Below are 19,709 nucleotides of genomic sequence, written 5' to 3'. Positions count from 1 at the left end.
ATGCAGGTCCCCGCTCTCGGGCGGTGACCTTCGTCGTGACCGGGCTCGACCGCCCGGTCGTGGTCAGGCGACGACGGTGGTGATCGGCTGCGAGCTGTCGGCGGGCAGGTCCAGCAGCGAGGGCGTCCGTCCGCGCGCGACCAGCTCGGCCCCCAGCGCCGCCACCATGGCACCGTTGTCGGTGCACAGCCCGGGGCGCGGCACCCGCACCCGGATCCCGGCTGCCCCGGCGCGTTCCTCGGCCATCGCCCGCAGCCGGCTGTTGGCGGCCACGCCACCGCCGATGAGGATGTCCTCGATGCCGCGGCTCGAGGCGGCGTCGATCGCCTTGCGGGTGAGCACGTCGCACACCGCCTCCTGGAAGGACGCGGCCACGTCGGCCACGTCGATGGTGGCGCCCGAGCGCTGCTGAGCCTCGACCCAGCGGGCGACGGCGGTCTTGAGGCCCGAGAAGGAGAAGTCGAAGCGGTGCCGCTCGAGGTCGCGGCGGCTGGTGAGGCCACGTGGGAAGTCGATCGCGACGCTGTTGCCGCTGCGGGCCTGCCTGTCGATGTGCGGACCGCCGGGGAACGGCAGGCCCAGCAACCGCGCGACCTTGTCGAAGGCCTCCCCCGCAGCGTCGTCGATGGTCGATCCCATCGGCTCCACGCCGACGGTCACGTCGCTCACCTCGAGCAGGCTCGAGTGCCCGCCGGAGACCAGCATCGCCAGGCACGGCTCGGGCAGCGGGCCGTGCTCGAGCTGGTCGACCGCGACGTGGGCGGCGAGGTGGTTGACGCCGTAGATCGGCTTGCCGAGGCCGATGGCGAGTGCCTTCGCGCTGGCGACGCCGACCAGGAGCGCGCCGGCGAGTCCGGGGCCGCTGGTCACGGCGATCGCGTCGACGTCGGACAGCGCGACCCCGGCGGTCTCGGCTGCGCGCTCGATCGTCGGCACCATCGCCTCGAGGTGGGCGCGGCTGGCCACCTCGGGCACCACGCCGCCGAAGCGGGCGTGCTCCTCGACGCTGCTCGCCACGGTGTCGGCCAGCAGCGTGTGGCCGCGGACGATCCCGACACCCGTCTCGTCGCAGGAGGTCTCGATGCCGAGGACGAGCGGCTCGTCAGTCATGGCTCGTCGCCGTCTCCGCGCGCGCGGCGCCGGGAAGCCAGCGGCACATCACCAGGGCCTCGGACCCGTCGCGGTAGTAGTGGGGGCGTACGTCGATCACGCTGAACTGCCGCGCGACGTAGAAGCCGAGCGCCTCGGTGTTGGCCACGCTCACCTCGAGGAGCATCCGGGAGGCGTCGTCGGTGCCGACGAGCAGCTCGTCGAGCAGGCGGGACGCGATTCCGGCGCGGCGCGCGTCAGGACGTACGCCGATGCGCAGCAGGTCGACGATGTCGCCTCCGGTCATCGTCACGGCGTAGCCGGAGAGGTCGTCGGCGACCACGAACCGGCGGCCGGGGCCGTCGAGCTCCTGCCGGACGAGCTCCTCGCTCCAGGCGTCGGCACCGAAGAACTCCTGCTCGAGGGCAACGAGGGCCGGCAGGTCGGCCGGCTGGGCGGGACGGATCACGAGACGGGCTTTCTGGGTGCGCCGGCGACCGCATCGGGACGCCGCAGGTAGAGGGGCTCGGGGTCCAGCAATTCTACGAGCTCGCCGCTGACGCCGGTCGCGAGCCAGCCGGCACTCGGGCGGGCCGGCGCGATGGCGTTGCCGAAGTCGTCGGGGTAGAGCGTCGGGCCCGCACCGGCGACCGGTGCGTCGGTGGCGACCTCGGCCGGCTTCGTGACGACCGGTCCCTCGAGTCGGCGGCCGTCCGCGTCGTAGGAGGCGAGGTACACCTCCTTGCGGCGGGCGTCGGTGGCCACGAGGAAGCTGCCTGCCGCGGCGCCCGTCTCGACGACCTCGAGCGCGATCGCGTCGAGCGAGCAGACGCCGTAGACGGGGAGGTCCAGCACGAAGCCGAGCGTGCGCGCCGTCACGACGCCGACGCGGAGGCCGGTGAACGGACCGGGACCCACACCCACGGCGATCGCGGTGAGGTCCTGGCGCACCATCCCGGCGTCGTCGAGGGCGCGAGCGATGAGAGGAGCGAGGTGCTCGCCGTGCTTCATCGGCGCCTCGGAGGAGTGCTCGACCACGACGCGCTCACCGTCGTGGAGGGCGACGGAGACCAGCGGGGTCGCGGTGTCGAAGGCGAGGAGCACGGCGTCGAGGCTACTTCCCGACGACCCAGTGCAGGGACACGCGTCGGGGGTCGAGCTCGTCCTCGCCCGGCGCATCGCCGACGGTGCGCTCGATGAGCACCTCGAGCCGCGCATCGGCCAGGCCCTCCGCGAGGCCGGCGCCCCACTCGACGACGGTGACCGAGTCCTCGAGCGAGGCGTCCAGGTCCAGGTCGTCGAGCTCGTCGAGGCCACCGAGTCGATAGGCGTCGACGTGCACCAGGTCGGGACCGCCGACCAGGGACGGGTGCACCCGCGCGATGACGAACGTGGGCGACGTGACACCGCTCCGCACCTGCAGGCCCGCACCGAGGCCCTGGGTGAACGTCGTCTTGCCGGCGCCGAGCTCACCGGTGAGCACGACGAGGTCGCCGGCCGCCAGGCTGGCCCCCACCCGCTCCCCCAGCGCCCGCATCGTCTCGGCGTCCGGTGCATCGAAGCTCGTGCCGAGCCACAGCGACAGCTCGACGTAGGGGCTCCTGCGGTCGGTGACCACGAAGTCGTGGGCCTCCCAGAAGGCGACCGTGCCGGGCAGCTCCTCGCGGGCCACCACCACCACGGCGGAGCGCCCGGTCGCGGCCTCGCAGGCAGCCTCGACGAGGGCGGTCGCCACGCCGCGCCCCTGGGCCTCGGGCGTGACCCCGAAGCGCCGCAGCACCATCACGTCGTCCTGCGGGTCGAGGACCACGCAGCCGACGGGAGCGCCGTCGAGCGTGGCCAGCAGCCCACCTCGGTGCCCCAGCAGCCGAGCGATCGAGCCCTCGTCCTCCGACAGGGCGTCGGCCGGCGGGTCGAGGGTCGGGCGCGCCCCGAACGCCTCCCGCACCACGGCCAGCACCTCGGCGGCCGCCTCGGGACCGACACGACGTACGACGACGCTCACCGGGCCTCCTCCTGCCCCTGGGCCAGCGAGATCAGGTCGTCGAGCTCGGCGGTGACCTCCTTGTGGCGCTCGAGGAGCACCATGTGACCGGCCCCCTCGCACTCCAGCAGGCTGGAGCCGGGGATCCGGCTGTGCAGCTTGCGGCTGTGGGCGACCGAGGTGATCTTGTCCTCGGTGCCGCAGATGATCGACGTGGGCACCCGGCCCAACGGCTCGAGGTGCTCGAACTTGTCGAGCGTCGCGAAGGCCGGGTAGAAGTCTGCGACCACGGAGAACGGCGTGGAGTTGAGCATCGAGTAGACGAACTCGACGAGCGCTGCCGGGACCTCGTCTGTGCCGAAGGCGTAGCGGTCGGTGACCACGTCGCCCACGGCGCGGCCCCACTTGCGGGCGACGTCGACGAGCAGGTGTCCGCGGTCGAGGGTGCGGACGGCCCGTCCGACGAACCGGCCGCCGAGGCCGAGCGGCAGCATCGGGAAGAGGATCCGCCCGGCGTCGAGACCGCCGGCCGTGGTGGCGATGAGCGCGGCGCCCACGACCGTGTCGCCGAACAGCTCGGGATGCTGCTCGGCGAGCGAGACGACGCTCATCCCGCCCATCGAGTGGCCGACGACCACGCAGCGGCCCGGGACGGTGTCCTCGATGACGCGGCGCAGGTCGGAGCCGAGCTGCTCGATGGTGCAGTGGTCGTCGGCGGAGCGCGCCGAGCGGCCATGGCTGCGCTGGTCGAAGAACACGGTGCGGATCTGGCCGCGATAGGCGGCGCGCTGGAAGTGCCAGCAGTCGAGGTTGAGGGAGTAGCCGTGGACGAACACGACCGTGAGGTCGTCCTCGGTCGCCGGCCTGCCTCCGAAGTCCTCCGGCTCGTCGATCTCGACGTGCAGGTCGGTGCCGTCGGCGGCGACCACGACGCGGGCCGGGCTGTGCAGTGCACCGAGCTCGACGCTCTCACCCGCGGCGCGGTTGCCGATGACCCGGCTCTGGCGCGCGATGCCGACCGCGCCGGCCGCGGCGGCCAGGCCGGCCGCGCCCACGACGGTGCCGAAGATCCGTCCCTTGATGCTCATCGGGTGGTCTCCTCGCTGTCCACGTGACGCCGGACGAACCGACCACCGATGCGCGTCACGATCTCGTAGCTGATGGTGCCCACCGCCTCGGCCCAGTCCTGGGCCGTGGGCTCCCCGAGGTTGCCGGGTCCGAAGAGCACCACCTCGGTGCCGGGCGGAGGGAGCTCGCCGTAGAGGTCGATGACGAGCTGGTCCATGCAGACCCGGCCGCGGATCGGGCGGCGCGAGTCGTCGACCCAGACCGAGGCGGTGTTGCCGGCGGCTCGCGGGACGCCCTCGCCGTAGCCGACCGGGACCAGGCCCACGGTCGTGTCCTCGGCGGCGTGCCACGTGTGGCCGTAGGAGACGCCGTCACCGGCCGCGATCGCCTTGCTCATCACCAGCCGGGCGCGGACCGTCATCGCCGGGCGCAGCCCGAGGCGTGGGCTCACGCCGGGCGCGGGGTCGAGGCCGTAGGACGCGATGCCGCAGCGGACGAGGTCGAAGTGGGAGGAGGGGCGCAAGATCGCGGCCGCGGAGTTGGCGAGGTGGGTGACGTCGGGGTCGAGACCGGACTCGGCGGCGAGCGCCAGCGCCTCGCGGAAGGCCGCCTCCTGCTGCTCGTTGGCCGGGTGCGCCGGCTCGTCGCTGGCGGCGAGGTGCGACCAGAGGCCGGTGACGCGGATCCGGCCGGCGGCCTCGTGCGCGGCGGCCGCGGCGAAGAGCGTCGCCCACTCCGCGTGCGGGGCGCCGCCGCGGGACAGGCCGGTGTCCACCTTGAGCTGGACGCGGGCGGGGCCGACGGCAGCGATCTCGTCGAGCTCGGCGACCGTGTAGGCGGTGACCTCGATGCCCGCGGCGACCGCGGCGGCGAAGTCGTCGCCCGGCGCGCTGAGCCAGCACAGGAGCGGACCGCTGTCGCCCGACGCCCGCAGCGCGAGGGCCTCGTCTAGGGTCGCGACGCCCAGCCAGTCGGCACCCGCGTCCCGGGCCGCACCGGCGACCTCGACCATCCCGTGTCCGTAGCCGTCGGCCTTGACGACGACCATCAGCTGCACGGGGCCGTCGACGGTGACGAGGTCCTTGAGGATGCGGACGTTGTGCCGCACGGCAGCGAGGTCCACGACGATCTCTGCGCGCGAACCCGAGACGGAGGGCCGGACACCTGCGCCGGACGGGATCTCGGCACGATGCGCGGGACCGGTCATGGGAGCGATCATCCCAAACCCGCGAGCAGCTCGCGCAGCAGACGCGGGATCTGGACCGCCACCCGGCCCGCGGTCAGGGGCCCGCCGCCGGAGGCCTGGGTCGCTGCGGCGCCGTGCAGCCAGGAGCCCACGGACGCGGCGTCGTAGGAGTCGAGTCCGGCCGCGAGCAGCGAGCCGACGAGCCCGGACAGGACGTCCCCGGCGCCGGCGGTCGCGAGCCACGGCACGCCGGTGGTCGTCACCCGGACCCGACCCCGCGGGTCGGCCACGAGCGTGTGGTGACCCTTGAGCAGGACCACGCAGTCCCACCGGCCGGCGGCCTCGCGGACGAAGCGCAACGGTGCGGCCTCGACCTCGGTGCGCTCGACATCGAGCATCGCCGACAGCTCGCCGGCGTGCGGGGTCAGCACGCAGCCGGGCAGGGGGCCGTCCACGTGGCGCAGCGCGTCGGCGTCCACCACCAGTGGCACGTCGTCCGCGCGCGCCTCGGCGAGCATCTGGGCCCCGTCGTCGCCACCGCCGGGCCCCACGACCCACGCCTGCACGCGACCGGCACCGACCACCTCGGGGTGAGCGGTGCGGACGGTGTCGGCGACCGCGTCCGGTCCGACGTAGCGGACCATGCCGACGAGGCCGGAGGTCGCGCCGGCGACCGCCAGGAGCGCGGCGCCGGGATAGGTGCCCGAGCCGGCGCGTACGCCGACGACGCCGCGGGTGTACTTCTGCGCGTCCGGACCCGGGCGTGGCAGCAGCGCGCGCACGTCGTCGGGCTGGAGTGCCTCGACGACCGGGGCGGCGTGCTCGAGGAAGGGGTCGAGCCCGAGGTCGACGAGGTGCAGCGCGCCGCTGGCCATCGAGGCCGGGTCGATCAGGTGGGCCGCCTTGTGGGTGCCGAAGGTGACGGTGAGGTCGGCCCGCACGTGCGGCCCGTCGAGCCGTCCGGTGTCGACGTCCACCCCGGAGGGCACGTCGACGGCGACCACGGGCACGCCAGGGAAGCGATCGAGCGCCGCCACCGCGTCGGGCCGCAGCCCCGGGCGACCACCGATGCCGACGATGCCGTCCAGGACGACGTCGGCACCCGCGGCCAAGCCGTCGAGGTCCTCGCGGACCAGTCCCCCGGCCCGTCGCAGGGCGGCGAGCCCCTCGTCGTGGACGCGGTCGGAGAGCAGCAGCGCCTCGACGTGAGCGCCCCTGCCTGCCAGGCGGGCGCCGGCCCAGAGCGCGTCGCCGCCGTTGTCGCCCGCACCGACCAGCAGGACGACCCGACGGCCGTAGGTGCCGCCGAGCAGGTCGGTCACCGCGGCGGCGAGACCGGCGGCCGCCCGCTGCATGAGGGCGCCGTCGGGCAGCTGCGCCATGGCGAGCGACTCGGCACGGCGTACGTCCGCCACGGAGTGGGCGCGGAGCATCGCGTCGCCCTCAGCTCTCCAGCACGACCACGGCCGAGGCGATCCCGGCGTCGTGCGACAGCGACACGTGCACGTGGGCGACGCCGAGCTGCTCGGCGCGGGCAGCCACGGTGCCGCGGATCTCGAACCGCGGCCGGCCGGTGTCCTCGGAGACGATCTCGGCGTCGTGCCAGCCCATCCCGACCGGCGCGCCGAGCGCCTTGGCGATCGCCTCCTTGGCCGCGAACCGCGCGGCCAGCGACGCCGGCGGGCGGACGGCCTCGGCGGGCGTGAACAGGCGCGCCCGCAGGGAGGGCGTGCGCTCGAGGGACGTCACGAAGCGGTCGATGTCGACCACGTCGATGCCGACGCCGATGACGGGCACTGTGCCTGGGCCGGTCTACTCGACCGTGACGGACTTGGCGAGGTTGCGCGGCTGGTCCACGTCGTGCCCGAGCTGGGTGGCGAGCTCGCACGCGAACAGCTGCAGCGGCACGACCGCCACCAGCGGCTGGAGCAGCACCGGCACCTGTGGCAGCGTGATCAGCACGTCGGCGTAGGGCTCGATCGTGGTGTCGCCCTCCTCGGCGAGGCACAGGGTGCGGGCGCCACGGGCGCGCACCTCCTGGATGCCGCTGACCATCTTGTCGTGGAGCTGGTCGCGACCGCGGGGCGGCACCACGCAGAGGATCGGCAGACCCTCCTCGACGAGGGCGATCGGGCCGTGCTTGAGCTCGCCGGCGGCGAAGCCCTCGGCGTGGAGGTAGGCGATCTCCTTGAGCTTGAGCGCGCCCTCGAGCGCCACCGGGTAGCCCGCGTGGCGGCCGAGGAAGAGCACCGACCGGCTGCCGACGTGGTCGCGGGCGAGTCCGTAGACCTGCTCGGCCTTGGCCAGCACCGTCGCGATGTGGTCGGGCATCTGCTCGAGCTGGTCCATCACCTGGGCGATCTCGTCGCCGTAGCGGGTGCCCTTGACCTGGGCGAGGTAGAGGGCGAGCAGGTAGCAGGCGACGAGCTGGGTGAGGAAGCCCTTCGTCGACGCGACACCGATCTCCGGACCGGCGTGGGTGTAGATGACGCCGTCGGACTCGCGCGGGATCGTCGAGCCGTTGGTGTTGCAGATCGCCAGCACCTTCGAGCGCTGGACACGGGCGTGCCGGATCGCCTGGAGGGTGTCGGCGGTCTCGCCCGACTGGCTGATCGCGACGACCAGCGTGGAGGCGGTGAGGATCGGGTCGCGGTAGCGGAACTCGCTGGCCAGCTCGACCTCGACCGGGATGCGGCACCAGTGCTCGATGGCGTACTTGGCCACCATGCCTGCGTAGAACGACGTACCGGCCGCGATGATGATGATCTTGTCGATGTCGCGCAGGTCCTGGTCGGACAGGCGCATCTCGTCGAGCTGGAGCAGGCCGTCGGCGCCGCGCCGGCCGAGCAGCGAGTCGGCCACCGCGCGCGGCTGCTCGAAGATCTCCTTGCGCATGAACCAGTCGTGGCCGTCCTTCTCGGCGGCCGACAGGTCCCAGTCGACGTGGTAGCGGGTGCCCTCGGCGGGCGAGCCGTCGAAACCGGACACGCTGACGCCCTCGCGGGTGATGGTGACGACCTGGTCCTGGCCGAGCTCCAGCGCCTCGCGGGTGTGCTCGATGAAGGCGGCGACGTCGGAGCCGAGGAAGTTCTCCCCCTCGCCGATGCCGACCACGAGGGGTGAGTTGCGGCGGGCCGCGACCACCCGGTCGGGGTCCTGCGCGTCGACCGCGACGAGGGTGAACGCGCCTTCGAGCCCGCGGCACACGTTCTGCATGGCGACGGTGAGGTCGACACCGGTCTCGAGCTGCTCCTCGAGCAGGTGCGCCGCGATCTCGGTGTCGGTGTCGGAGGCCATCTCCACGCCGTCGGACTCGAGACGGCCGCGCAGCTCGGCGAAGTTCTCGATGATGCCGTTGTGGACCAGCGCCACCCGGCGCGTACGTCCCAGGTGCGGGTGCGCGTTGCGGTCGGTCGGCGGGCCGTGGGTGGCCCAACGGGTGTGGCCGATGCCGGTCGTGACCTGCGGGAGCGGCGACTCGGCGATCGCCTTCTCGAGGTTGGCGAGCTTGCCGGCGCGCTTGTCGGAGACGACCTGGCCGTCGTCGATGAGGGCGATGCCCGCAGAGTCGTAGCCGCGGTACTCGAGTCGTCGCAGACCCTCGATGACCACGCCCTCGGCCGGCTTGCTGCCCACGTATCCGACGATTCCGCACATGGCCGCGAAGTCTATCGGCTGGGCTCCGTGCGGCAGCATCACGGACCGGTGCCACAATCGCACCCATGTCCGAGGCCACGTCGTCGTCCTCCAACGGCGGCGAGGCCTCCCCCTACGTCGAGCTCGAGCGCGGGGCGTGGGCCCAGCTCGCCGGCACGGCCGAGACCACGCTGACGCCCGAGGAGGTCGTCCGGCTCCGCGGTCTCGGCGACCAGCTCGACCTGCGCGAGATCGAGCAGGTCTACCTCCCGCTCTCCCGGCTGCTTAGCCTCTACGTCGCGGCCAACTCCCGCCTCCACCGCGAGCAGGAGGAGTTCCTGCACCGCGTCACCCCACCGCGTACGCCGTTCGTGATCGGGCTGGCCGGCTCGGTCGCGGTCGGCAAGTCGACGACGGCGCGCGTGCTGCAGCAGATGCTCGCGCACTGGCCCGAGCACCCCAACGTCGCGCTCGTGACCACCGACGGCTTCCTGCTCCCCAACGCCGAGCTCGAGCGCCGCGGGATCCTGCACCGCAAGGGCTTCCCGGAGTCCTACGACCGCCGCGCGCTGCTGAAGTTCGTCGTCGACATCAAGTCCGGCAAGGACGAGGTCGAGGCGCCGATCTACTCCCACCTCGTCTACGACGTGCTGCCCGACGAGCGGGTCGTGGTGAAGCGGCCCGACATCGTCATCATCGAGGGCCTCAACGTCCTCCAGCCCGCGCGGGTGCGCGACGACGGCCGCACCGGGCTCGCGGTCAGCGACTTCTTCGACTTCTCGGTCTACGTCGACGCCGCGCTGACCGACATCAAGCGGTGGTACGTCGACCGCTTCCTGCGCCTGCGCGAGACCGCCTTCCGCGACCCGGCGTCGTACTTCCGCAAGTACGCCGTGCTCTCCCACGACGAGGCCGTCGACCAGGCCTCGCGCATCTGGGAGTCCATCAACGAGCCCAACCTCGTGCAGAACGTCGCCCCCACCCGCTCCCGCGCCAACCTGGTGCTTCGCAAGGACGCCGACCACTCCGTCCGCTACGTCCGGCTGCGCAAGCTCTAGCGGCGACCCGGACGTCATGGCCGCGGGTCATCCGCACGACCGCTCACCATGACGTTGTCGTCGTACGTCATGACGATCGGCGGCGAAGGCGACCGCTCACCATGACGTACGCCGTGGAGCTCAGGCCGCAGCACACCATCCGCCGGCACGCAGTCCGCGCTCGACCTGCTCGAAGAAGTCGTCGGCGGCGACGCGGAGGCCCAGGAGCGGCATCCGCAGCACCGTCGCGCTGGCGAGGGTGACGTCGTTCTGCCGCAGTGCGTCCGGCACCACCTCGCTCGCCCAGGTGTGGTGGATGCCGTCGATCTCGACCACCAGGTGGAAGTCGTCCCAGCAGACGTCGAGGTAGTGGCGACCGTCCTTGCCCCGCCGGACCACCTGGCGGTCGGGCTCGGGTATCCCCCGGCGCCGGCACTCCCGGGCGAAGTCGAGCTCTCCCAATGACCGGACGCCACCGAGGAGATCGGTGACCACGGCATGCATGAGCTCGCGACGGCGGTCTCGTCGGACCGCCAGCAGCGCACGCCCGATCAGCTCCGCGGTGGTCATTCCCTGCTGGACCGGCATCGTCAGCAGGAGCGCAGCCTGCCGGTCGCCCCTCGCCCACATCGCCGCCCGCACCGCGGCGACGGGGACGCGCGTTCGCGGCACTCCCGTGGCGACGAGATCGTCCGCCGACCATCTCCGTGTGCGGCGGATGTCGAGGCCGGCGCCGCGCAACGGCTTGACCCCACGAGGGACCGACACCCGGTGCACGTCCACCTCGTAGTGCTTCAGGCCCGAGGCGACGAGGGACGACTCCCCGTCGAGCATCCCGCGATCGCCGCCCTCGAAGACCGCGGCCCACCGCCGACCGAGGGGCGACACCTCACCGGTGTGGAGGCAGATCGACCGGGTCCAGACCCGCTGCCATCTCTGGGCGCGGACCTGCGCGCGCAGCTCGCCACGCGTCAGACCGGCGGCGTAGGCCTGGGACCGCGAGAGCACGCCACCCTGTCGTCGGCCGAGCACGGTGACTTCCTCGAGGATGCGCCGACGCTCGGCCGCGCTGTGCCGCTTCTTCTCGCTTCCGTCCATGCAACGAGCCTCGACAACGCAGCAGACGGAGCGCGCGTCCGTGGCCTCCGGCCTGTGGACACTCGACCTGAACGTCACCTGTGGAGGCGCGGTGGCCCGTCACCCGGATCGGACGCAGGACACGGACGTCATGGTCGGTGGTCGCGCGAGAAGCTCGCCGCCATGACGTTGTCGTACCACGTCATGGCAGCCGGTCGTGCGGCCGACCGCGTCTCATGACGTCAGGCCCAGGCCTCAGAGCTTCTTCTGGAGCTCCAGCACGGTCTCGATCGTGCGGTAGCCGAGGGCGTCGTTCACGGCGTTCATGTGGACGTTCACGTCGGCGTTCGCGGTGTCGACCGAGACCAGCTGCGGGTAGTTCGCCAGGGCCAGGTCGTGGGTCGCGAGCTTGAGGGCCGTGCCGAGGCGGTGGCCGCGGTGGGCCGGGTCAACGAGGGTGATGCCGACCTCGCCCGCGGTCTGGTCCGCGTCGTTGATGCGTACGTCGCTGACACCCGCGACCGCGCCGTCGGGGGCGATCGCCAGGGCCGTCAGCATGTGCCGGCCGATGTCGACCAGCCGCCGCTCGGCCGCGCGCACGCGCGCCTCGTCCCACCCGGAGTCGGTGAGGTCGAGCTCACCGAGCGGCACCTCCGCCAGCAGCATCCCGAGCAGGCGGCAGTAGGACGCGAGGTGCTCGTCGGGGCACACGGTGTCGAAGGTGACGATCCGATAGCCGGACGGCACCGGGGCCGAGGCGGCGAGGTCGTCTCGCCGGGCGACGTAGTGGCTGAGCGTGAGCTCCTTGAGCGCCTCGCGGTTCGCCACCGCGAATCCGCGCGCGGCGGCGAACGCGGCCGGCCCCCCGTCCGTCCCGGGCGGCAGGTAGACCTCGCTCTGGAGCGTCGTCCGCCCGTCACCGGCCGCGACCACCTCCAGCTCGGCCAGGAGCGCGGTCCCGATCCCCTCGCGCTGGCGCGTGGGCTGCACGTAGGCGTAGGCGTTGGCCGCGTGGAGGTTGTCCTGCAACGGGCGTGTCAGCAGCCCGGCACCGATCATCTCCCGCCCGTCGATCGCACCGATGAGCGTGGTCCCGCGCTCGGGGTTGTCCGCGGGAAGCGCGAGACGGCTCAGCTCCCACGCCGGCCACGGCTTGCCGGGGCGGTACGCCGTCGCGGCCCGCCCGACCTCCCACCACGCGCGGAGGGCGGCCTCGTTGCGCGGGTTGAGCTGCTCGATGTCGACCACGGGCCGACCGTAGCCCCACCACCGGGTGGCCAGCACACGGATATCCGGCTGCGCGCGAGGCCCGGACTTGGCAGGCTCGGCCCGTGACCACCGACTCCCCGCTCCGCACCCGCCTGCGCACCGCCCTGCTCGAGGCGAGGCGGGCACGCGATGCCGAGACGGCGGCGACCCTGCGCACGGCGATCGCCGCGCTGGAGAACGCCGAGGCGGTGCCGGTTGAGGCGACCGCGGGTGCCCTCGAGGAGGCGCCCGTCGGGGTCGGCGCGACCGAGGCCGAGCGACGACGGCTGAGCGACGCCGACGAGCGGGCGGTCCTCGACGCCGAGATCACGTCGCTGGAGGAGGCCGGACGTGCCTACGCGTGCTCGGTGCCCGAGCGTGCCTTCGCCGCACGGCGTGCCGCCGAGCGGCTCACGGCACTGCGCCAGGCTCCGGGCGAGGCCTAGAGCGAGAGCTGGCGCTTGACCACGTCGGCGAGCCGGGACGCGACGTCCTGGGCCTCCTCCGGCGTGGGCGCCTCGACCATCACCCGCACGATGGGCTCGGTGCCCGACGGGCGCAGCAGGATGCGACCGCGCTCGCCGAGCGCCGCCTCCTCCTCGGCCACGGCAGCCGCGAGGACGGCGTCCTCGTCGGCGCGCGACTTGTCGACGCCGGCGACGTTGAGCAGCACCTGCGGCAGCCGCGTCATGACCGAGGCCAGCTCGGCCAGCGACTTGCCGGTCGTGGCCATCCGCTCCATCACGTGCAGCGTGGTGAGGATGCCGTCGCCGGTGGTCGCGTGGTCGCTGAGGATGACGTGGCCCGACTGCTCGCCGCCGAGGTTGTAGCCGGAGACCTTCATCGCCTCGAGGACGTAGCGGTCCCCGACCTTCGTCTGGCGTACGCCGACGTCGTGGGCGCGCAGGGCCTGGACGAAGCCGAGGTTGCTCATCACCGTGGCGACGACGGTGTCCTTGGCCAGCCGGCCCTGCTCGAGGAGCGAGAGCGAGAGGATCGCGAGGATCTGGTCGCCGTCGACGACGGTGCCGTCGGCGTCCACCGCGAGGCAGCGGTCGGCGTCACCGTCGAGGGCGAAGCCGGCGTGCGCGCCGTGCTCGAGGACCGCGGCCTGCAGGTCCTGGAGGTGGGTCGAGCCGCAGTTGTCGTTGATGTTGAGGCCGTCGGGATCGGCGTGGATCGCGATGACCGTGGCGCCGGCGTCCTCCAGCGCGCGGGGGCCGGCCGCGTGGGCGGCGCCCTCGGCGCAGTCGAGGACCACCTTGAGACCGACGAGCGGGTGGGTGATCGTGCTCTCGAGGTGGGCGGCGTACTCCGCGACGGCGGTGTCGTAGACCTTGACGCGGCCGACGTTGCCGCCGGTGGGTCGCCGCCACGGCTCGCCCATCCGCTTCTCGATGGCGATCTCGATGGCGTCGTCGAGCTTGTGCCCGCCGCGGGCGAGGAACTTGATGCCGTTGTCGGGCATCGGGTTGTGCGAGGCCGACAGCATGACGCCGAGGTCGGCGCCGAGCGTGTCGGTCATGTAGGCGACGCCCGGTGTGGGCAGGACGCCGAGGAGCAGGACGTCGACACCGGCCGACGCGAGGCCTGCGACGACCGCCGCCTCGAGGAACTGCCCGGAGATGCGCGTGTCCCGACCCACCACGGCGAGCGGGCGGTGCCCCTCGAACTCGCCGCGGTCGGCCAGAACGTGTGCCGCACAGACGGAGAGGTCCAGGGCCAGCTCGGCAGTGAGATCTGCGTTCGCCAGGCCCCGGACCCCGTCCGTGCCGAAGAGTCGCGGCAAGGTCAGCGCTTGCTGAACTGCGACGCCTTGCGGGCCTTCTTGAGCCCTGCCTTCTTGCGCTCCACGACGCGGGCGTCGCGGGTGAGCAGGCCGGCCTTCTTGAGCGCCGGGCGGTTGGCCTCGGCGTCGATGCCGTTGAGCGAGCGAGCCACGCCGAGACGCAGCGCGCCGGCCTGGCCGGCGATGCCGCCGCCGTGGATGCGGGCGATCACGTCGAAGCGGCCCTCGAGCTGCAGCTCGACGAACGGCTCGTTCGCGATCTGCTGGTGCAGCTTGTTGGGGAAGTAGTTGTCGAGCGTGCGGCCGTTGATGCGCCACTCGCCGGTGCCCGGGACGATGCGGACGCGGGCGACGGCCTCCTTGCGGCGACCGGTGGCCGCGCCAGGCTCGATCGTGGCCGGGCGGGCGGGGGTGTCGGCGGAGGCGTCGCTCTCGGACGTGTAGGCCACGCCGTCGGCGTCGGTCTCGAAGGTCTCCTCGACCTCGCCGGTCTCCTGGGTGCTGTTCTCAGTCATCTGTGCGTCCTCAGTCACTGGGAGATCTGCGTGATCTCGAAAGGAGTGGCCTGCTGGGCCAGGTGCGGGTGGTCGGGGCCTCCGTAGACCTTCAGCTTCTTCAGCATCTGGCGACCGAGCTTGTTCTTCGGGAGCATGCCCCACACGGCGTTCTCGATCGCCTTGCGCGGGTCCTTCTCGAGGAGCTCACCGAAGGGCGTGGCCGAGAGGCCGCCCGGGTAGCCGGAGTGGCGGTAGGCCATCTTGGTGGTCTTCTTGGTCCCCGACAGCGACACCTTGGAGGCGTTCACGATGATCACGAAGTCGCCCATGTCCATGTGAGGAGCGAAGGTCGGCTTGTGCTTGCCGCGGAGGAGGTTGGCGGTCTGGACGGCGAGGCGGCCCAGGACCACGTCGGTGGCGTCGATGACGAGCCACTCGCGCTGGATGTCAGCGGGCTTGGGGCTGTACGTGCGCACGGCGGTATCCCGTTCTGGTTCGTTGGTCCCGTCCCTCGGACGAGGGGCGGAGTGGTGCTGCGGCTCCTGACGAACACGGCCCGGTTCGCTCCCTCGCTCCGCGCGCGGAGACAGGGGATGACGTCCGGATCTGCACCCGCTCCGATCTCCGTGGGGAGGGAGCGGACGCGGCAGTAGTCGCGACCAGCAAGAGTACGGCGACTCGCGCGTGAGGGTCAAAACGACGAGGCGTCACAATGGGCGGCGTGCGCAACGGTGACGTCTCCTTCTGGTGGCACCAGGTCGGTCGCCCCTCACCCTCCGACGTCCTGGTGGGCGACACGAGCTGCGACGTGGCGATCGTCGGCGGCGGCCTGACCGGCCTCTGGGCGGCGTTCTACCTCCACGAGGCCGACCCGTCCCTCGACATCCGCGTGCTCGAGGCGGAGTTCGCCGGCTTCGGGGCCTCGGGGCGCAATGGCGGCTGGCTCTCGAGCGAGCTGGCCGGCAGCGCGTCGACGTACGCCGAGGTGGCGGGCGAGGCCGGCGTCGACCGGCTGCGAGCGGCACTGCGCGCCAGCGTCGATGAGGTCATCGGCGTCGCGGACCGCGAGGGGATCGACGCCGACATCGTCCGCAGCGGCGTGCTCACGGTCGCACGCTCGCGGGCCCAGGCCGAGCGGCTGGACGGCGAGCTCACCGCCGAGCAGGTGGCCGACCGGATCCGGGTGGCCGGAGCCGTGTCGGGCCACTTCGACCCCGACTGCGCCCGTGTCCACCCCGCCAAGCTGGTCTCTGGCGTCGCCCGCGTCGTGCGGGATCGCGGCGTGCGCGTCCACGAGGGCACCCGCGTCACGTCGGTGGAGCCGGGCCGGGTCCGCACCGAGCGCGGCACCGTCCGGGCGCCGGTCGTGCTGCGCTGCCTCGAGGGCTTCACGGCCGGACTCGCCGGTCACCGTCGCGACTGGCTGCCGATGAACTCCGCCCTCGTGGTGACCGAGCCGCTGAGCGCCGACCAGTGGCGTGCCGTCGGATGGAGCGGCGAGGAGCTGCTCGGCGACGAGGCGCACGCCTACTGCTACGCGCAGCGGACCGCCGACGGACGCATTGCGATGGGCGGGCGCGGCGTCCCGTACCGCTTCGGGTCGCGCACCGACGACGACGGACGCACCCAGCGCTGGACCGTCGAGTCGCTGCGCGCGACCCTGACCGCGCTCTTCCCCGCCCTCGAGGGCATCGGGCTCGACCACGCGTGGTGCGGGGTGCTCGGGGTGCCACGCGACTGGAGCGCCAGCGTCTCGTTCGACCCGACGACCGGCCTCGGCCACGCCGGCGGCTACGTCGGGTCGGGGCTCACCGCGACCAACCTCGCGGGCCGCACGCTGCGCGACCTGGTGCTCGGCCGCGACACCGACCTGACCGCGCTCCCCTGGACCGGCCACCACGTCCGCAGGTGGGAGCCCGAGCCCCTGCGATGGCTCGGCGTGCACGCCCTCTACCGCCTCTACCGGGCGGCCGACCGACGCGAGGACGCCGGTCTCGCGCGCACCAGTCGCATCGCCCGGGTGGCCGATCGCGTGGCGGGCCGCTGACGTGACGGCGGTCGTCGCCGGCGTCTCGTACTGAAGTAGGGGTCGGGTCTCAAGGTGGACACCTGATTGGCCGTCGCGTCGAGGCCCGGACTAAGTTGAGTGGACCCGAAGACGTACAAAGACGTATTGAACAGGAGCCGACGTGACCGACGTTGCGGCCAAGGATTCCCTGACTGTCACCGACAACCGGACCGGTCAGACGTACGACATCGCGATCACCGACAACACGATCGCGGCCAAGGACCTGGGGCAGATCCGCCTCGACGAGGAGCAGCCCGGCCTCGCCACCTACGACCCCGGCTTCGTCAACACCGCCTCGTGCCGCTCGGCCGTCACCTACATCGACGGCGACAAGGGCATCCTCGAGTACCGCGGGTACCCGATCGAGCAGCTGGCCGAGAAGTCGAACTTCCTCGAGGTGGCCTATCTCCTCATCCACGGCGAGCTGCCCACCAAGGAGCAGTACGACGGCTGGGTGCACGAGATCACCTACCACACGTTCGTGCACGAGAACGTGAAGACCTTCATGCAGGGCTTCCGCTACGACGCCCACCCGATGGGCATGCTGATGGCCTCGGTCGGCGCGCTGTCGACGTTCTACCCCGACGCCCGCAATATCAGCGACGCGGACAACCGCCACATGCAGATGGTCCGCATGATCGCCAAGATGCCGACCCTCGGGGCCTGGTCGTTCCGGCACGCGCAGGGCAAGCCCTACGTCTACCCCGACAACGACCTCGGCTACACCGCCAACTTCCTCTCGATGCTCTTCAAGATGAGCGAGTCGAAGTTCGAGGCCGACGAGCGCCTGGTGAAGGCCCTCGACGTGCTCTTCATCCTCCACGCCGACCACGAGCAGAACTGCTCGACCAACGCGGTCCGCTCGGTGGGCTCCTCGCAGGTCGACCCCTACTCGGCCGTCTCCGCCGGCGTCGGCGCGCTCTACGGCCCGCTGCACGGCGGCGCCAACGAGGCCGTGCTGCGGATGCTCAAGCGCATCGGCAGCAAGGAGAACATCCCCGCCTTCATCGACGGGGTGAAGGACGGCAACGAGCGCCTCATGGGCTTCGGCCACCGGGTCTACAAGAACTACGACCCGCGCGCCAAGATCATCAAGAAGTCCGCCGAGGACGTCTTCGAGGTCACCGGCACCAACCCGCTGCTCGACATCGCGCTCGAGCTGGAGAAGATCGCGCTCGAGGACGAGTACTTCGTCAAGCGCAAGCTCTACCCCAACGTGGACTTCTACTCCGGCCTCATCTACGAGGCCTTCCAGTTCCCGCCGGAGATGTTCACCGTGCTCTTCGCCATCGGCCGTACGCCGGGCTGGCTGGCGCAGTGGTCGGAGCTCGTGCAGGACAAGGACCAGAAGATCGCCCGCCCCAAGCAGATCTACACCGGCGACCGCGAGCTCAGGTTCACCGCGGCCTCGGAGCGCTGGAGCTGACCGCTCCTCTCCCGCACCACGCACGAACGCCCCCGGCCACCGGCCGGGGGCGTTCGTGCGTCCGCGACGGGTGTCGGGACCGCGGCGACGCCCGGGAGTTTCTTCGCCGATGCCGAGCCACTTCTCAGGGAGGTCACAGGCAGCGCACGCAGAGTCGAGGACATGAGCGACGGACACAACCCCCAGCACGACCCCGAGCAGGGTCCGCAGCACGATCCCCAGCAGGGCCCGCAGCGGCCGGCTGACACGAATCCCTACCAGCAGGCCGCGTCCGGCCAGGACTTCCCGGCCACGCAGGGACCGGGCTCGCCGAACCCCTACGGTTCCACCGACCCCTATGGCCAGCGTCCCGCGTGGGGCACCACCGCGCCCGACCGCACCGAGGCCTTCGCGCGGCCCGGCGGCGTGACCACCGCCGAGCGTCCCCCGAAGCGGCGCCGCACGGGCCTGGCGGCTGCCGTCGTGGCCACCTCGCTGCTCGTCGGCGGCGGCGCCGGCATCGGCGGAGCCGCGTTCTGGGACGCCGTGCACGACGACACCGCGACCGCCTCCCCGTCCAGCCAGGTGTCGACCTCGACCGTCTCGAACCCGACCCGTCCCCCGGCTGCCGACGGCTCGGTCGAGTCCGTGGCCCAGAAGGTGCTGCCGAGCGTCGTGAAGATCGACGTCCGCGGGCAGGAGGGCGAGGCGTCCGGCTCCGGCATCATCCTCACCGCCGACGGCACCATCCTCACCAACAACCACGTGGTCGAGATGGCCGAGAACGGCGGTTCGCTCCGGGTGTCCTTCGACGACGGCACCAGCGCGACGGCGCAGATCCTCGGCACCGACCCGCTCACCGACACCGCGGTCATCAAGGCCCAGGACGTCTCCGGCCTGACGCCGGCCACCATCGGCAAGTCGGCCAACCTCGGCGTGGGCGAGGGCGTGGTCGCGATCGGCTCGCCGTTCGGCCTCGACGCCACCGTGACCAGCGGGATCGTCAGTGCGCTCAACCGACCGGTCAACGTCGGCTCGGACGACCAGGGCAACTCCACGACGTACCCCGCGATCCAGACCGACGCGGCGATCAACCCCGGCAACTCCGGCGGCCCGCTGGTCGACATGACCGGCGCGGTGATCGGCATCAACTCCTCGATCCGCACCGCGTCGTCCGGGTCCGGCCTGAGCGGTGAGCCCCAGTCGGGCTCCATCGGTCTCGGCTTCGCGATCCCGATCGACGAGGTCATGCCGATCGTCGACCAGATGGCCAAGGGCGAGACCCCGACCCACGCGCGCCTCGGCATCCAGGTCGGCGACCCCCAGTCCAGCGACCAGACCGGTGCGCTGGTGCGTGACGTGACCGCCGGGTCCACGGCCGAGAAGGCCGGCCTCACCTCGGGCGACGTGATCACCAAGGTGGACGACCACCAGGTCACCGGCGCCGACTCGCTGGTCGCGACCATCCGGTCCTACCGCCCGGGCGACTCGGTGAGCGTCACCTGGACCACCAGCGGTGGCAAGGAGCAGAACGCCACCCTCGTGCTCGACAGCGACGCCACGTCGACGAACGGCTGATCCCCACCCCCTTGGGGGATCTCCTTCGCCAGGCTCAGGCCGGCCGC

Annotated in this window: 19 protein-coding genes; 5 read left to right on the top strand and 14 right to left on the bottom strand. The window is 72.2% G+C overall.

The features are described 5' to 3' along the window. Positions 1-63: 63 nt before the first annotated feature. The 9 genes from tsaD to glmS are packed head-to-tail and all read right to left on the bottom strand — an operon-like array spanning position 64 to position 8,984. Positions 64-1,110 (bottom strand): tRNA (adenosine(37)-N6)-threonylcarbamoyltransferase complex transferase subunit TsaD, encoded by a 1,047-nt coding sequence (gene tsaD / locus IEZ25_RS05515; protein ID WP_191198397.1) that lies wholly within the window; start codon positions 1,108-1,110, stop codon positions 64-66. Next, the gene (locus tag IEZ25_RS05510) at positions 1,103-1,558 is read right to left on the bottom strand and encodes a GNAT family N-acetyltransferase (RefSeq protein ID WP_191198396.1); all 456 of its coding nucleotides are present in this window, start codon (positions 1,556-1,558) and stop codon (positions 1,103-1,105) included. Before IEZ25_RS05510 ends, tsaD begins: the two co-directional genes overlap by 8 nt. After that, complete coding sequence (gene tsaB / locus IEZ25_RS05505) at positions 1,555-2,193, bottom strand: tRNA (adenosine(37)-N6)-threonylcarbamoyltransferase complex dimerization subunit type 1 TsaB (protein WP_318152061.1); 639 nt, start codon at positions 2,191-2,193, stop codon at positions 1,555-1,557. Before tsaB ends, IEZ25_RS05510 begins: the two co-directional genes overlap by 4 nt. Before the next feature lie 10 nt (positions 2,194-2,203). Further along, entirely contained in the window at positions 2,204-3,094 is an 891-nt protein-coding gene (gene tsaE, locus IEZ25_RS05500; protein WP_191198394.1) for a tRNA (adenosine(37)-N6)-threonylcarbamoyltransferase complex ATPase subunit type 1 TsaE, read from the bottom strand. Beyond that, positions 3,091-4,161 (bottom strand): alpha/beta fold hydrolase, encoded by a 1,071-nt coding sequence (locus IEZ25_RS05495; RefSeq protein WP_191198393.1) that lies wholly within the window; start codon positions 4,159-4,161, stop codon positions 3,091-3,093. Before IEZ25_RS05495 ends, tsaE begins: the two co-directional genes overlap by 4 nt. After that, positions 4,158-5,348 (bottom strand): alanine racemase, encoded by a 1,191-nt coding sequence (alr, locus tag IEZ25_RS05490; protein ID WP_191198392.1) that lies wholly within the window; start codon positions 5,346-5,348, stop codon positions 4,158-4,160. Before alr ends, IEZ25_RS05495 begins: the two co-directional genes overlap by 4 nt. Positions 5,349-5,356: 8 nt before the next feature. Beyond that, entirely contained in the window at positions 5,357-6,760 is a 1,404-nt protein-coding gene (locus IEZ25_RS05485) for an NAD(P)H-hydrate dehydratase (protein ID WP_191198391.1), read from the bottom strand. A gap of 10 nt (positions 6,761-6,770) precedes the next feature. Beyond that, positions 6,771-7,124, bottom strand: a complete 354-nt coding sequence (locus IEZ25_RS05480) for a holo-ACP synthase (RefSeq protein WP_191198390.1) — start codon at positions 7,122-7,124, stop codon at positions 6,771-6,773. A 15-nt stretch (positions 7,125-7,139) separates the two neighbouring features. After that, complete coding sequence (gene glmS / locus IEZ25_RS05475) at positions 7,140-8,984, bottom strand: glutamine--fructose-6-phosphate transaminase (isomerizing) (RefSeq protein WP_191198389.1); 1,845 nt, start codon at positions 8,982-8,984, stop codon at positions 7,140-7,142. A 65-nt stretch (positions 8,985-9,049) separates the two neighbouring features. On the opposite strand from glmS, the gene coaA reads away from it, so the two are divergent. After that, positions 9,050-10,021 carry a type I pantothenate kinase gene (coaA, locus tag IEZ25_RS05470; RefSeq protein ID WP_191198388.1) on the top strand — a complete coding sequence of 324 codons (972 nt, stop codon included), beginning with the start codon at positions 9,050-9,052 and terminating at the stop codon, positions 10,019-10,021. A 120-nt stretch (positions 10,022-10,141) separates the two neighbouring features. Here coaA and IEZ25_RS05465 read toward each other — a convergent pair whose 3' ends face one another. After that, entirely contained in the window at positions 10,142-11,098 is a 957-nt protein-coding gene (locus tag IEZ25_RS05465; RefSeq protein WP_191198387.1) for a hypothetical protein, read from the bottom strand. 234 nt (positions 11,099-11,332) lie between these two features. Then, positions 11,333-12,325, bottom strand: coding sequence for a GNAT family N-acetyltransferase (locus tag IEZ25_RS05460; protein ID WP_191198386.1), 993 nt, complete (start codon positions 12,323-12,325; stop codon positions 11,333-11,335). An 83-nt stretch (positions 12,326-12,408) separates the two neighbouring features. Here IEZ25_RS05460 and IEZ25_RS05455 point away from each other — a divergent pair, with 83 nt between their 5' ends. Continuing rightward, positions 12,409-12,771: a GatB/YqeY domain-containing protein gene (locus tag IEZ25_RS05455; RefSeq protein WP_191198385.1), complete on the top strand. Its 363-nt coding sequence runs from the start codon at positions 12,409-12,411 to the stop codon at positions 12,769-12,771. On the opposite strand, the gene glmM is transcribed toward IEZ25_RS05455, so the two are convergent. The 3 genes from glmM to rplM are packed head-to-tail and all read right to left on the bottom strand — an operon-like array spanning position 12,768 to position 15,087. After that, positions 12,768-14,114, bottom strand: a complete 1,347-nt coding sequence (glmM, locus tag IEZ25_RS05450; protein ID WP_191198384.1) for a phosphoglucosamine mutase — start codon at positions 14,112-14,114, stop codon at positions 12,768-12,770. The two genes, IEZ25_RS05455 and glmM, sit on opposite strands and share 4 nt — an antisense overlap. A 2-nt stretch (positions 14,115-14,116) precedes the next feature. Continuing rightward, positions 14,117-14,629, bottom strand: coding sequence for a 30S ribosomal protein S9 (rpsI, locus tag IEZ25_RS05445; protein WP_191198383.1), 513 nt, complete (start codon positions 14,627-14,629; stop codon positions 14,117-14,119). A 14-nt stretch (positions 14,630-14,643) separates the two neighbouring features. Next, positions 14,644-15,087 (bottom strand): 50S ribosomal protein L13, encoded by a 444-nt coding sequence (gene rplM, locus IEZ25_RS05440; RefSeq protein ID WP_191198382.1) that lies wholly within the window; start codon positions 15,085-15,087, stop codon positions 14,644-14,646. 245 nt (positions 15,088-15,332) lie between these two features. Here rplM and IEZ25_RS05435 point away from each other — a divergent pair, with 245 nt between their 5' ends. The 3 genes from IEZ25_RS05435 (at position 15,333) to IEZ25_RS05425 (ending at position 19,662) form a co-directional block, all read left to right on the top strand. Then, a complete protein-coding gene (locus IEZ25_RS05435; protein ID WP_318152060.1) occupies positions 15,333-16,658 on the top strand; it encodes an NAD(P)/FAD-dependent oxidoreductase in 1,326 nt (441 codons plus the stop codon). A gap of 142 nt (positions 16,659-16,800) precedes the next feature. Further along, the gene (locus IEZ25_RS05430) at positions 16,801-18,105 is read left to right on the top strand and encodes a citrate synthase (RefSeq protein WP_191198380.1); all 1,305 of its coding nucleotides are present in this window, start codon (positions 16,801-16,803) and stop codon (positions 18,103-18,105) included. Between the two features lie 162 nt (positions 18,106-18,267). Then, complete coding sequence (locus tag IEZ25_RS05425) at positions 18,268-19,662, top strand: S1C family serine protease (protein ID WP_224748499.1); 1,395 nt, start codon at positions 18,268-18,270, stop codon at positions 19,660-19,662. The last annotated feature ends 47 nt before the right edge of the window (positions 19,663-19,709 follow it).

It is taken from the genome of Nocardioides hwasunensis (assembly GCF_014779665.1).
Taxonomy (GTDB): Bacteria; Actinomycetota; Actinomycetes; order Propionibacteriales; family Nocardioidaceae; genus Nocardioides; species Nocardioides hwasunensis.
This window is presented reverse-complemented; position numbering and strand designations above follow the sequence as displayed.